The 15,272-nt window shown below is 69.7% G+C and carries 3 protein-coding genes; 2 read left to right on the top strand and 1 reads right to left on the bottom strand.

Features of this window, described 5'->3' with window-relative positions:
- The first annotated feature begins 6 nt into the window (after nt 1-6).
- Both DIE03_RS09535 and asnB read left to right on the top strand, forming a co-directional pair.
- Nucleotides 7-1,038, top strand: coding sequence for an EscU/YscU/HrcU family type III secretion system export apparatus switch protein (locus DIE03_RS09535; RefSeq protein ID WP_124449663.1), 1,032 nt, complete (start codon nt 7-9; stop codon nt 1,036-1,038).
- 277 nt (nt 1,039-1,315) lie between these two features.
- Nucleotides 1,316-3,283, top strand: a complete 1,968-nt coding sequence (gene asnB, locus DIE03_RS09545) for an asparagine synthase (glutamine-hydrolyzing) (protein ID WP_124449667.1) — start codon at nt 1,316-1,318, stop codon at nt 3,281-3,283.
- 39 nt (nt 3,284-3,322) lie between these two features.
- Here asnB and DIE03_RS09550 read toward each other — a convergent pair whose 3' ends face one another.
- Nucleotides 3,323-15,166: an LWXIA domain-containing protein gene (locus DIE03_RS09550; RefSeq protein ID WP_124449669.1), complete on the bottom strand. Its 11,844-nt coding sequence runs from the start codon at nt 15,164-15,166 to the stop codon at nt 3,323-3,325.
- Between the last annotated feature and the right edge of the window lie 106 nt (nt 15,167-15,272).

Genomic DNA, 15,272 nt, shown 5'->3' on the forward strand with positions numbered 1-15,272 from the left:
GCCGAGATGGCCGAAAAGGACCAGAAGCCGACCGCGAAGCGCCTGCGCGAGGCGCGCGAAAAGGGCGATGTGCCGAAGAGCGCGGAAACGATTTCGTCGGCGTTCTTCGTCGGCGTGTGCGTGGCGCTCGCGGTGGGTATCGGTTCGTTGTTCGCGCGGCTGCAGGCGCTGTTCCGGCTCGTGTTCGATGCGGCAGGCGTCGCCGACCCGTCCGCGCGGATCGCGGTGCTGATCGACGGCGCCGCGCGCGACTGGGCGACCTTGTCCGCGCAGATCGTCGCGGCCGGGCTGCTTGCCGGCCTGCTCGCGGGCTTCGTGCAGGTGGGCGGCGTGATGGCGTGGAGCCGCCTCGTGCCGCAGCTGTCGCGGCTCAATCCGGCCGAGGGGATGAAGAACCTGTGGTCGCTGCGCAACCTCGTCAATCTCGCGAAGATGCTGCTGAAGACGGCGCTGCTGGTCGCGACGCTCGGCTGGCTGATCGTCGAGTCGCTCGATCCGGCGGTGCAGTCGGGCTTCACGCGGCCGGTCTCGATCCTCGCGCTGATCGTGAAGCTGCTGATGCTGCTGTTCGGCTGGGCCGCGCTGATCTACATCGTGATGGCGCTGATCGACATCGTGCACCAGCGGCACGAGTTCAACCAGAAGATGAAGATGTCGATCGACGAAGTGCGGCGCGAGCACAAGGAGGACGAAGGCGATCCGCACATCGAGGCCAAGCGCCGGCAGCTCGCGCGTGAAGCGCAGTTCGCGTCGCTGCCCGACCGCATCGGCTATGCGTCGGTGGTCGTGTATTCGCCGCGCGTCGCGGTCGCGCTCTACTACGGCGGGATCGGCACGCTGCCGTGGGTGCTCGCGCGCGGCGAGGGCGACGCGGCCGAGCGGATCGTGCGGCTCGCCCGCGATGAGTTGCGGCCGACGCTCGCGAACGTCGGGCTCGCGCAGGCGCTCTACGAGACGACACCCGAGAACGGCACGATCCAGCCGCAGCATTTCCGCGAGGTCGCGCAGTTGCTGAAATGGGCGACCGGCGCGGGGTGACGCGCGTGGCGAAGGCCGCTGCGGGCTTCTTTGAATACCGCCCCTTTTTTCGTTCTGCGCTGTGCAGTGGCCATTCGCTCCGATTTGATATGGCCCCTTGGCGTTGCTATCAGCGCAGGGCGCTTGACGCCATTTTTTTTCCGGTTTTATCCGGCATTCACTGGTGAATTATTGCTGATTTATTTCTTCGTAATATGGCCCGACCATCATGCCGGACGGCGGGCAGCGAGGTTGCGCCGCACGTGACGGAACAGGTCAACAGGGGCAGACATATCAAATGTGCGGAATCGACGGCTTTCTGAATAGCGTCGCCTTCGATGAGGAGACAGCGCGCGGCACGCTCGCGCGAATGACGGCGAGCCTCGCGCATCGCGGGCCGGACGGGCAGGGGATCTGGGTCGACCCGGAAGCCGGCATCGCGCTCGGCCACCGGCGGCTCGCGATCGTCGACCTGTCGGTACACGGCCGGCAGCCGATGGCATCCGCATGCGGCCGCTACGTCCTCGTCTTCAATGGCGAAATCTACAACCACCGCGAACTGCGCGCGGAACTCGAGCGCGCGGGTCGCGCACCGGCGTGGCGCGGCCACTCCGACAGCGAGGTGCTGATCGCGGCGATCGTCGCGTGGGGTGTCGAGGCAACGTTGCGCCGCGCGATCGGCATGTTCGCGTTCGCGCTGTGGAATCGCGCGTCGCGCGTGCTGACGCTCGCACGCGACCGGATCGGCGAGAAGCCGCTCTACTACGGCCGGATCGGCGACGCGCTCGTGTTCGCGTCCGAGCTGAAGGCGCTGCGCGGCTATCCGGGCTTCGACGGCGCGATCGATCGCGACGCGCTGTGCCTGTACCTGCGCCAGTCGAGCGTGCCGGCGCCTTACACGATCTATCGCGGCATCCACAAGCTGCCGCCCGGCACCTTCATCCAGTTCGAACATGCGCGCGACACGCCGCGCGTGCGGACGTACTGGACGCTCGAACAGGCGATCGAGAACGGCCGTGCGCAACCGTTCGAGGGCAGCGCCGACGAGGCCGTCGGCCAGCTCGACACGATCCTGCGCCAGGCCGTCGCGCGGCAGATGGAAGCGGACGTGCCGCTCGGCGCGTTCCTGTCGGGCGGCATCGATTCGTCGGCGATCGTCGCGCTGATGCAGGCGCAATCGTCGACGCCGGTCGACACGTTTACGATCGGCTTCCACGAGGCCGGCTACGACGAAGCCGGCTACGCGAAGGCCGTCGCGCGCCACCTGGGCACGCGTCATACCGAGCTCTACGTGACGGCCGACCATGCGCTCGGCGTCGTGCCGAAGCTGCCGTCGATCTACGACGAGCCGTTCTCCGATGCGTCGCAGATCCCGACCTTCCTCGTGTCGGAGCTGACGCGCCGGCACGTGAAGGTGAGCCTGTCCGGCGACGGCGGCGACGAGCTGTTCGGCGGCTATACGCGCTATTTCCTGACGCCGCGCCTGTGGCGCAAGCTGCATCGCGTGCCGGCGGCCGTGCGCGCGCGGATCGCGGCCGCGCTGCATGCGCTGCGGCCCGATCATGCGGACCAGCTTGCGGCCGTCGCGCAGGGCGCGTGGGGCGGCGTGGAGGCGCGCGACTCGGCGACGCGCATCGGCGATCGCCTGCACAAGCTCGGCCACGTGATGACGGCCGAGAGCCGCATCGGGCTATACCGGCTGCTGATGTCGTCGGTGCATCATCCTGAGCGCATCGCGCTGTCGGGGCAGGAGCCGCCGACGCCGCTGGACACGGTATCCGCGTGGCCCGCGCACCTGAGCTTCGCCGAGCAGGCGATGGCGATCGATACGCTCACGTACCTGCCGACCGACATCCTCGCGAAAGTCGATCGTGCCGCGATGGCCGTCAGCCTCGAGACGCGCATGCCGTTCCTCGACCATCACGTCGTCGAATTCGCGTGGCGCGTGCCGGCGGCCGTGCGCTTGCCGGAAGGGCAGTCGAAGGCGCTGCTGCGCCGATTGCTCGACCGGTACGTGCCGTCCGCGCTGATCGACCGGCCGAAGCAGGGCTTCTGCGCGCCCGTCGACCACTGGCTGCGCGGCGCGCTGCGCGACTGGGCCGAGGCGTTGCTGCAGCCGTCGCGACTGCGCGAGGAGGGCTTCTTCGACGCGACCGCGGTCGAGCGTCTGTGGCGGCAGCACCAGACCGGCCGGATGAACTGGCAGCACCAGTTGTGGGCGGTGCTGATGTTCCAGGCATGGCTGGAACATCAGCGCGCGGGGTGACGCGGCGCCGCGGCCGGCCGACGCGCGGCCGGGCCGCGGTCAGCCGACGTTCAGCGGCGTGCCGATCGCCAGGTGCGCCGGATCGGCGGCTACCGCCGGATTGAGCTGCAGGATCTCCCGGAGTGCCGCCGCGTCCTGCTCTGCGCGCGACATCGCAGGCCGGTCCGCGGGCGGGACGTGGGCGGCGTCGAGCAGCGAATCGCGATGCTGGTCGGCGATCACCCACAGCGAATCCCCGTCGACGACGAAGTAGCGCGGCGGCTGCGTTGACGGGCTGGCGGGCGGCGTCGACGTGGCCGTCGCGGACGGCCCGGGTGTCGGCTGCACGCTCGCGGACGGCGTGGCCGACGGCGACGGGGCGGGCGACGACGCGCTCGGTGATGGCGACGCGCCGGCGCCCGGCGGCGCGACGTTCGACTTCGGCGCCGGCTTGCCCTTGTCGTCGAAGAACGTGTAGATCCAGTTGCCGACGTAGATCGCGATCGGCACGAGCACGATCGCGGTGGGAATCCGGCCGGTGATCGCCTTGGTCGCGTTCGGGAAATGCGTGTCGATGCGCGCGAGCGCGAGCAGCGTCGCGGAGGTTGCGCCCGACAGCGCGAGCGGGACGTTCGAGTGGATCGTCGCGTGCGCGCCGATGAACGCACCCGTATAGCCGGCCGCGACCGACACGACATCCGACGTCGCATCGATCGCGCGCACCAGCCGGCTGCGGCGGTCGAGCGACAGGTTGCGCGTCGCGCCGAGATGGATGGCGGCCGTATAGCCGAGACCGAGCAGCGCGCCGACGCCGCCGAGCACCGGCACGATCGACGGATCCGTGAACAGGTTGTGGATCGCGGTCTCGCCGAGGCCGACGTAGCCGGCCAGCGCCGCCGAGCGCCCGAGCTTGCCGAAGAAGCGGCGCGGGTTGCCGTGGTGCATCTGCTGGATCGACGTGCCGCCGAGCACGCCTTGCATCTGCGCGATCATGTCGTTCGCGATCATCTTCGTATAGGTGACCACCTCGTCCGCCGGCACTTTCTGCTTTTCGTGCAGCGCGATCAGCTGGTTCACCTTGGCGCGCGCCTCGTTGGCCAGCAGCCTGAGCGACGCGCCGCGCGTGTCGCGGTCCATCTCGTGTGCGGCGAGCTGGCTGTCAAGCCCGCGCACGAAGCGATCGAGCATGCGCCGGAACAGCCGCGGATCGCCATCCTGCAGCGCCCGCACGGAATCCTGGTGCAGGGCCTGCACGAGACGGCCGGTGCGCGCGCCGACGAACATCGCATTGCTCGTCTGCTTGAACTCGGGCGACGCGAGGCCGAACTGGTGCGCGCCGAAGCCGACGCCGAAGCCCACGCCGACGCCGGCCAGCATCGACAGCACGTTTTCCCGCGTGAACCACGACCGCAGCCGGCCCGCCTGCTGCAGCCGCAGCGCGTTCAGTTCCGCATGCGCGGCCTGCTCGGGCGTCAGCGGCGGTTCGGTTTGCGCGGCCGGGTCGGGCCGGTTCGACTGGCTGCTGACGAGGCGGCTGTCGCTGAGCGGCTTCGCGTCGTCGACCAGCAATTCGGGACGTTGCACGACCGCGCGCCAGTCGGGTGGGGTCGAGAACGGGCGTCTCCCGATGGTCTGACTCTGCTGCGGCTTGTCGAGCTTGCTGCCGATGTCGCGCTGCCAGTCTTCGGTAAAGCGCCGCACCTTCGAGTTCGGCTTCGGCGCGTTGTTCGGGTCCGCTTGCCATGCCCGCGTCGCGTAGTCGGCGACCGCGTAGCGCGCGCGATTCAGCAGCTTCGTCGTGTTGCCTTCGTATAGCCGGCTGACGAGCGAGCCGATCTCGTCGGGCGTCATCCCGCTGTCGCGGCCGATCCGGTCGATTTCGGCGAGCAGCATCTGATGCTGCTCGACCAGCGTGTCGGCATCGACGCGCTCGAAGACGCGGGTCAGTGCGTCGCCGCCGTGAATCCGCTCGAACGCGGCGTGGTTGCGTCTGCCTGCGTGCGGACCCGCACGCTCGATGAGCATCTTCGCGAGCGCGCTCGTCAGGTCCGGATTCGCAATGAAGTCGGCGCCGTGCGTCGCGTACGACAGCCCGACGTGGACCCAGTTCAGCGCCGGCCGGTCGAGCAGCGCGTTCACGAGTTCGACGTGACCGGCGCCCGGCACCGGTTCCGGCACGGCATCCCAGCCGTGGAACGTCACCATCACGTGCGGCGCGGTTTCGCGCGGGTGCTGGTTCGCCCACTTCTCGAGCAGCGACGCGAGCCGCACGTAGTCGTGATACTGGTCGTTGGTGCCGGCCTGGTAGCGCTCGTCGGTACGCGACACCAGCGCACGGCCCGACGCGGTTTCGAGCCGCAGCAGGAAGCCGCCTTCGGCCGCGGCGTCGAGCCACGCGTGCAGGCTTTTCTCGGTCAGCTCGTCGAGATGCACGACGTGGCCGTTCTCGCCGGTGATCGTCGCATCGGTGTAGTCCAGCTTCGCGCGCGTCTGGTCGCCGAGCCGCTTCACGTCGTCGACGAAATCCTGGTCGTGCTTCTTGCCCTGGGCCGCCGCGAGCGTATGCGGATCGACAACGAGCGTGACGACCGCGCCCGCCGCGCCGTTGCGGCGCAACCACGCGAGAAACGCCTGCGGATCGTCGGACAGCCGGTAGGCGCGGCTCATCGGCGCGACGCGATATTGCACGTCGCGGCTCGACCGGAAAAACGCACGCATGATCTGCCGGTCGATGGCGGCGGCCGCGCTCAGCTTGCGCTGCATGTCCTTCCAGCGCGGCACCGGCGCATAACGCGCGCCACCCGTCGCATAGTCGCGTGCGACGCCGAGCCATTTGCCGAGCCCGGTCCATCCCTTCGCGTCGGCCATCATCACCGGCGGCGCGCTGTCGCCTGGCGTGTCCTCGAATTCGAGCGGCCCGGCGCGCGTGTTGCCTTCGCGCTCGATGAACGCCTTGAGCCGCGCGATATGCGCGAGCGGGTCGGGCATGCCGCCGTCGCCGTAGCGCCGCTTCCATTCGATCTGCGTCGAGCTGACGAGCGCCGGCTGGTATGGCTTGATTTCGAGCACCGGATGCTCGGGCGGCGGCGCGTTGCGCTTGCGTGCGGCCTTGATTTCGCGATCGATGCGCTGCTGCGTGGCGTTGCGTTCGCGCACGGCCGCGGCCTTTTCCTGCCTGGCCCATTTGCGCAGCGTATCGACCAGGTTGCGGCTCGACGCCCCCTGCAGCTTCGTGAGGCGTGCGATCTGCTTGTTCAGCGCGTCCACGCGCGTGCCGGCCGCATAGGTGTCGACGCCGTCCGGCTTGAGCTCGGTGAGCAGCAGATGGACGTCGGCGCCGTAGGGGCCGCGGCCGATCGGCGACGCGTCGAGCGGCACGCCGGCCCCGCTCGTGTCGCGCCAGTCGTCGTGCCAGAGCAGGTTGCCGTCGGCGTCGGGCACGAGCACGCCGTCGGGTGCGTCGAGCTGGTGCGCGATCGTCTGGCCGTTGCGGTACACGTAGACGCGGTGCGTGTCGGGGGCCAGCATGCCGTGCTCGGCGAGGGTCAGCAGATGCACGGCGTTCGGGCCGCTGAAGTCAAGCGCGTGGTTCGCGTCGACGGGCAGCATGTGCGCTTCGACCAGCGCGTCGTGCAGCGTCGGGCGGGATGGGGCGCGGGCGCCTGCCGGCGTGGCCGGGACGGGCTGCGCATGGGGCGCCGCCGACCCCGACGGCAGGGCGCCCGGCATCGCCTGTCGCTTCAGCAGTGCGGTGGCGCGGGCGCGCGTCAGCAGCGCGACGCGGTGGCTCGCGTTGAGGGTCCACGCGATCGAGGTCTGGCTGACATAGCGCGGGCGCAGGCGCGACGGCAGGCGGTCGGCCTTTTCCTTCGGCGCCTTGACCGGATCGAAGCGGCCGATGCGCGCCATCATGTCGGCGCCGATCTCCGTCACGATGAACGAGACGCCGCGCTGGCGTGCGCGCGACAGCGGAATCCGGTGGCGCGGGCCGCCCGGCAGCATCCGCGCCTTCACGCGGCGCTGGAACGCGTCGTCGAGCGTGCGCGGGGTGACGCGGGTGCCGTCGAGCGGCGCCTTTGCCTCGTAGTACCACACCCCGCTGTTCGGATCGCGCGTCGCATGGCCGACGATCTCGCCGGTTTTCCGGTCGACCGCATAGATCGTATCGGCGTTGCGCGCATTCGCGATCGCCTTGTTGGCGTTCGAATAGTGCCTGACCGAGCCGAGTGCATCGATCGCGGCCGCGAGCGCGTCGTCGACCTGGCCCGCATGGGCGAGCTCGATCGTGTCGCCATCGTGCGCCGGCTCGATCTTCGACGGGCCGCCCAGGCGCTTCAATTCGGCGAGCGGCACCTTCGATACGTAGAAATCGAAGTCGAGTCGTGCTGCCGCGGCCGCGTTGCGATTCCGTGCATCGAGCGCAAGCGACAGCGCGTCGTCGAGTGTATTCCGGCCCGCGCGTTTGAGCGACCGGTCGGTAAAAGTGATCTCGATCGCGCCGTTCGCATCGACCTGCGCCTCGGCGACGAACTTCGGCGGCGATCCGGCACTCGGCGTGCCGGCACGCGCGATCAGCACGTAGGTGCTGCGCCCGGTTTCCCGGACGAGGTTGCGCAGTTCCGGCAGGCTGTTGCCTGCGACGCGCGTCAACGTACGCAACCCGCGTTCGTCGAGCCATGCGCGTGCGCGCTTCATCCGTGCGCTTTCGCGTGCGCGCCCGCCGCCGGAGGCGCCTGATGCACCCGCTGCGCCGTTGCCGGACCCCGGCGCGGCGAGCTTCGGCAGTCGCGCGTCGCCGGTCAGCGCGCGCGCCTGCTCGGCGTACAGCACGCGATAGGTCGGATTGCCGGGCAGCGACGTGCGCGTGTCGCCGAACTGGTCCGCGAGAGCCTGCAATGCGGCCGGATCGCCGCTCTCGTACGCCCGGCGCGCGGCGCGCGCGAGCGCGTCCGGCAGCTGCACGTGGGCCGCGATGTCGCCGCCGCCCGCCGCGAGGATCTCGTCGCGAACGCGGTACGCATTAACCTGCGCGCGAGCTTCCGCGAGCAGCAGGCTGCGCACGTATGCATCGTGGCTCGTGTGATCGAGACCGAGCGCACCGGTCGAGATGTCGACGCTATGCTGCGCTTCGTGCGCGAGCGCGAACACCAGCGTGCCGGCGTGACGCGTGTTGCCGTCGAGGACGATCACGCGCCGTTCGGCGTCGACGGACTGGCCTTCGCCGCGCGCGCCGAGCTTCACCTTCCAGCCGTCCTGCTTCGCGAGCCGCATCTGCGCCATCAGCGTCGGCGAACGCGACGCGAGCGCGTGCGCGCGCATGCGCAGCACGACGCCGCGGAAGGTCGTGACGACGCGCTCGATGACGCCGCGCCGCGGCGCGTAGGCGCCGTGCTCGGCCATCTCGGGGTGCGCGAGGCGGATGCGCCCGGTTTGAAGTCCATGGTGAATTCGTGCGGCGACGTCGTCGATCCGTTCGAGTACGCTGCCGTCCGGGTCGGCCTCGTGCATGACCTCGCCGGGGTCGTGCAGCATGACTTCGCCGCGGCGGCCGAACAGCACCTGGAAGTCGTACAGCAAATGGTGCTGCGCGGTGACGTGGCGAATCTTGCCGAGATCGGTCAGGCCGTCGTGCGATACCACGCCCGGCAGGCCGACGTCGAATTCGACGTCGACGCTGCTCAGCTGCGCGGACGGCTTCAGCACGACGCCGATGCGATTGGCGACCGTGAACGGCCCGTCGGTCGTGCTGGTCGGCAGCTTGTAGGTCTCCTTGAGCTCGCGCAGTCCGGCCTGTTCGAGGGCGACCGCTTCGTACGCGTTGACGAGGCCCCTGGGCGTGCCGTTGCGATAGATGCCGATGGCCTGTCCGGCACCGCCGTCGAACACGGTCTTGTCCGCGCCGGAGCCGAGCACCGGGCCGAGGTAATCCGCCGGGTCGACGACGCGCGACGGGTCGCCGGTGACATGCAGGCGATCGCGCGCCGTGTCGACCGACAGTTCGCCAAGCGACGGCTGGCGATAGGCGGCCGGCGTGTAACGGTTCAGGCCGGACAGGTCGGTCAGCGCGCCGGCGTCGCCGACGGCATCCGGATGCGCCGCGTAGATCGTGCGTTGCCACAGGTTCGCGAGTTGCGCGGCCGCGCCTTCGTTCGCGTGGCGGGCCGACAGGATTGTCGTGTACTCCGGATCGGGCGGCGGCGGGTTGAGCAGCGTGAACGTGTGCGGATCGACCGGCTGCCCGTCGGGGCCGAGCAGTGTGCCGCCACGCATCGATTCGGCCGGCACGATCGCGATCCGGTTGCGCGGATCGAGCCGGATGTGCTCGTCGCTGCGCAGGAACGACAGCGTGTCGAGCGCGGGCGGCCCGCCCGCGCCGAACGGCGACGCATTGCGCTCCACGTGGTCGTTCGTCCACGCGACGCGCTGCGCCTGGATCTCGCGCATCGAACGCGGCGCGTCGCCGGCCGCCTGTGCGTCCTGCGGTGCCGGCATCGTGCGGGCCGCCTGCGCCGCGCCGCGATCGAACGCGTCGCCGTAGAACGCTTCGTAGTGCTGCCCGTGCGTGCCCGACACCGGCGAACGCGCGAACGCATCAGCCAGTGTCGCGACGGTGCCCGCGTAGTCGTGCGACGGCTGCCATGCGTCGGCGACTTCCTGGATCGCGTCGGGCAGCTTGACGTGCGCGGCGATGTCGACGCCGCTCTTCATCTGGATTTCGTAGCGCGCCTCGAACGCATTGAGCTGCGCGCGCGCCTCCGCTTCGAGCGCCTTGCGCGTGAAGCGGCGTCGGCCGCTGTAGTCGAGCCCGAGCGAGCCGTCGATCGCCTCGACCGCATGCTTGGCCTCGTGCGCGAGCGTGTAGGTCATCGATTCGGAGTGCGTGAGCGCGCCGTCGATCGTGACGCGCTTCTTGCCGGCATCGATCCGGCTGCCGCCGCCGCGCTTGCCGACCCGCACCCGCCAGCCGTTGTCGTCGAGCATGCGCAGTTGCTGCGCGAGCGTGCCCGACTGCTGCGCGAGCGCGCTGACCTCGTTCGGCAGCGGCGCGCCGCCGAAGCGCATCTGGAGCCGGGCGACGAGCCCGGGTTTGTCGCCGGACGGCGCGACCTCGGTGGTTTCCGGGTGCGCGAGCGTCACGTCGCCGCGTTCGACGCCGCGCTCGAGGAGCTGCAGCTGGTCGTCCACGCGATCGCGCGTGCCGCGGTAGCCGTCGTTGCCGGTCTCGATGCGGCCCGGGTCCGTCATCAGCAGGCGGCCGTCGTGATAAATGCCCTGGACGTCGAAGTACAGGCGGTTCTCCGCGATGAGCGACTTGAGCGCACGCAACTGGTCGAGCGTCTCGGCCTTCAGCGTCGGCGGCAGCACGCCGCGCTCGACGTCCTGCGTATGCAGCGCACCGCGCGGCTGGTACAACACCGCGACGCGGTTCGCATGCGAGAACGGGCCGTCCATCGACACGGTCGGCAGATCGAAGCGGCCGCGCAGCAGCGCAAGGCCGGCCTGCTCGGCGAGCGCCGCGTTGCGCTGCTCGGTGCGCGTGCTGGTCAGATCTTCGTACAGGCCTAGCACCGCGCCGCGGCCGAGCGCGAAGCCGCCTTTCTCGTTGCCGAACGCGATCAGCGCGCCGAGATGCTCGGCGAGATCGACCGGCTTGCCGGTATCGGCATGGAACACGGTCGTGCCGTCCGCGCGCAGCGGGCCGAGATCGACTTCGGGGTGCGGCGCCGGGTCGTAGCGCAGGTAGCCGCTCGTCGCGCGCAGCGTGCCGTCGGCCGCGAGCGCGTCGCGCGGCGCGACGAACACCGGCCGGTTCCACACGTTCGCGAGTTCGGGCGCGAGCTTCGCGTCCGCCTGCTCGGCGATCAGCACGATCGGTTCCGCCATGTCGGCCGGCGCGCGAAAGGCGTAGCGGGCATCGAGCGCGAGTTCGTGCCCGCCGACCGGTACGCCGTCGCGCGTCGCGAACGCGCCGCCGGCACGGTCGTTGCGCACGACGTACAGCGTGCGGCCGCCGTACTCGTGCTGCTCGACGAGCGGCCGGCGCGATGCCAGCGTCACGTCGGCGTCGCGCGCGACGAAGCCGGGCGACAGCGGCGACGTCTCGAGCGCGTTGAGGATCGTCCACGCGACCCGCTCGCGGAACGTCAGCGGCTTGAGTGCGCCGCCTGCTCCGGATTCGGCCGGATCGACGACGCGCCGGTAGTTGATCGTGCGTGCATCGCCGCTGCGGCGATCGGCATTCGACGTGATCCGGGCGTCCTGGTCGTTCTCGGCGGCGCGTTCGCGCACGTCGGACGACGCACGGCGTGTTTGCGCGGTCGCCCGCGAGGTCGCGGCTGCCGGCTCGTCGGCGGAGGCCGCCGGGCCGGCCGCGTCGGTCGCGCGTGCGGCGACCGGGGTCGTGCGGCTCGCCTGGTCTGGCGGCTGCGCGTCGCCCTGCGATGGCGCGGCCGGCGTCGTGGCCGCGCGGGGCGGGGCGAGGTCGTGCGCGTACTTGAGCTCGATGCCGTCGGACAGCGTGAGTCCGCCGTGTTCGTCGGCCGAGATGCGCGCATCCGTCTCGTACCGGTTGAAGCGCGTGAGCGTCAGGCCCTTCACGCGTTCGCCGAGCGTGATCGTGCCGTCCTGGTCGAGAAACGCGGTCGATTCGGTTCTGCCGCGTGCGCCGGTGTTGACGTCATTGCCGCGGTTCAGCACGCGGATCGGCACGCCTTCGTAGGTGAGGATCTTGTTGCCGACCATCAACGTGCCGTCTTTCGCGACGGTGATCGAGCGGCCGTCGAGCGTCGCCTGCTGGCGGCCGACACGCAGCGTATCGAGCGCCGCGTACTTGTCCTGGCCGACCGTCACGCGCTGGTCGCCGATCGACACGGCGTGGTTGCCGAGGTCGCGCGCGCCGAAGCTGCCGGTGCGACGCACGATGCCGGTCGACAGCGCCTTGATCCGCTGCGGGCCCGCCGCGAGCCCGGCGTTGAGCAGGAACGACGTCGCATCGCCGGACAGCCGGTCGGTGTGGCCGGTCGCGAGGTCGTAGCCGAACTGGCCGGCCGCGTCTACTGCGCCGCCGTATGCGGACGCTTTCGTTGCAAACTGCGTGCCGGTCTTCACGCGCGATGCGAATTGCGTCGCATCGCCGCCGAAGCGCTGCACGAGCTTTTCGGCGGTGGCGGTGCGGCTCGCGAACGACAACGCTTCGCCAAACTTGCCGACGCCGAGCGGCACGAGGTTCAGGTAGTCCGCGCGGGCGCCCGCATCGAGCGGGTTGATCGTGCGGTCGTGCTCCATCCGGTTGGCGAGGTCGTAGCCGGAGTTCACGACGGCCGCCGTCGCGGACGTATACATCAACCCCGTGCCGACCGCGTTGAGCGCGATGCCGAGCGGCGCGCCGAACACGGTCGCATCGAGCAGGCCGCCGCCCACTTCGAGCGCGAGGCCGCCGATCAGCATGCCGAGGTTCACGTCGCCGGCGCCAAGCGTATGCATCACGCTTTCCCACCAGCTGTCGTCGTGCGCGCTGTTGTGGCGGTCGATCTGCGCGACGCCGTTCGCGTCGTAGCCGGTGGCGATGTCGAGCGTGCCGTTCGACGACAGCTCGTTGTCGTTGAGGAAATTGCCGATGTCCGAATACTTCGAGCCCTGGTCGTCGACGTAGTGCGTGTCGCCGTTCGCATTCGTGACCTTGAAGATCGCGCTCGTCATCAGGCCGGCGTCCTTCGACGCGTAGACGATCGGCATCACGTTCACACGCGTGCCCGCACCGCCGCCCACCTTCAGCAGCTCGTTGCGCACCTTGTCGATCGACTCGAGTTTCTTGCCGTCGGTGAACTGCGCGGCATGCGGATCGCTGGACGTGCTGTCCGGCGACAGCCCGATCGCGACGCCGACGAGGTTGCGCTGCTGCGTGTCGTCGAGCTTCCCGAAGTCGATCGTCGCGCCGTGCTGCGTCGCTTCGCCGGCCTTGTCGAGCAGCGATTGCGACAGCTCGCTGCGGTGTGCGCCGAAGAAGTCGGACAGCGCTTTCGCGTAGTCCTTCTGATCGGATTCCGTCTTCGGGTTGCGCAGCCGCTCGTCGAGATGCGCGTCGAATTCGTTGAACAGCACCTGCTGATGCAGCGTTTCGCTGAGCATCTGGTCCTGCTGGACGTCGCGGTTCGCCTGGTCGAGGGTCGCGCGCGCATCCGTCAGCTGCTGCGCGTACGGATTCACGACGAACGGGACGGGCGCGGTCAGCGGGATGTTTTTCGGCGTGCTGTCCGGTTTCGTCACCGCCAGCACGCTCGGCGCCTGGCCGATGCCGTGATCGCGGTTCCACTGGTCGTACAGGGCCTGCAACCCGTCGACCTTGATCTGCAGATCCGACTGCTTCGCCTGCGCGTCGGCGAGCGCCTGCTTCGTCGCGCGCTCGTTGACGGTCGCCGTCATCCGGTCGTCGGCCTGATGCAGTGCCGACGCGATCGTCTTCAGCCCCTTGATCTCGAGCGGCGTCGGATCGTTCACGAGGCACATCGTGCGGTGGTTGTACTGGTCCTGCACGCCGGCAGCGACGTCGTCATAGTGGATCGCGAGCGCGTTGCCGTATGCGGCGACGTAGCCGTCGTGCGCGAGGCTCGCGGCATCCTTGGCCTTCGACAGTTGCGCGGCCGCGTCGTCGACGCCGAGATCGGCTCGCGGATCCGCGAGCTTCACGCCTGGATGGTCGTGGCGCCATTGCGTCGCGCTCTTTTGCGTGGCGTCGTAATTCGCCTGCTGCTCGGTGACCTGGCGATTCGCATAGAGCATCTGCAGATAGCCGCCGCTCACGCGCGCGCTCGCCTGTGCGTGGTTCAGCAGGTTCTGCTGCGCATCGACGGTCGTGCTCATCACGGTCGGGCCGTACTTGCCGGACACCGTGTTGTACGTGATCTGGACGTCGGCGAGATTCGCCGCGTCGGTCGCGGCGTTCAGGCAGGCGTTCGCATAGTTGGCGTCGTCGGCCGCGCCGGCCAGCGCCTTCTGCGCGTCGTCCGGATTCATCGCCGCCGGCGCGTCGATCATGCGGCCGAGCGGCGCGAGCTGGTCGTTGACGCGCGCGATGCCGGCATCCATTGCGTCCGAATAATCGCCGTTCGACGCATACGACTGCAATTGCGCGAGGGCGAGGTTCGAGTTCGCGATGTCGGCGTTGTGGCGCGCCTTCGCTTCGGACAGCTTCGCATCCGCGCGCTGCCACGTGTCGTAGGCCTGTTTCTGCTGCGGCGTCCATGTGTCCTGCGACGCCTTCGTCGGATCGTCGCCGATGCCGGGCACGGCGGCCTTCAGCTTGTCGAGCGCGTCATTCGCGTTCGCTTGCGCGGAGCCGGCCTGCTTCGGGTCGAGCGCGGCGTTGTCGTGATCGGCCTGTTGCGCATACGCGATCATGTAGCCGGCGTCGGTCGTGACGTCGAGCTCCTTCTCCGCCTTGGCGGTGGCGGTGTGCGCCTGGTCGTACGCAGTGCGGGCCTGGTCGATCGCGGCCGGCGACGACTGCGGATCGTTCTGCGCGGCTGTGAGAGCCGTCTGCTTGCCCTGTTCGTCCTTCAGCGCGTCGTCGAACTTCGTCTGCGCCCCCTGGATCGCGGTCTGCGCGGCCTTCGTGAGCGGATCGTCGACCGTGATGTCCGGCGCGGTTGGCCGGTATTGCTCGGCGAGGCTCTGGATCAGCGACGTTGCGGACGAGATTTCGGCGTTGGTCGGCTTCGACGGATCGCTGTCGGGCGTGACCTGCACGGTGAGCGGCGGGGCCGGCGGCGCGATGGCCTGCTGTTTCGACGGGTCGCTCGACTGCTGGGCGGCCTGGCTCGCCGCCTTCGCGCGTTCGGCTTCGAGCGTACGCTCGAGGAACGCCATCCAGTTGACGCCCATCCCGACGCCGTCGATGTCCAGCATGAAAGTCTCCTGTCAGGCCGCCGTGGCGTGCGGGTGCACGCGACCCGGCGCCCGGCACTCGCCGCCGGTTCGAGTGTACGGAACGGGGTGCGCAGCGCGCGGCGCC

It is taken from the genome of Burkholderia sp. Bp8992 (genome assembly GCF_003853705.1).
Taxonomy (GTDB): Bacteria; Pseudomonadota; Gammaproteobacteria; order Burkholderiales; family Burkholderiaceae; genus Burkholderia.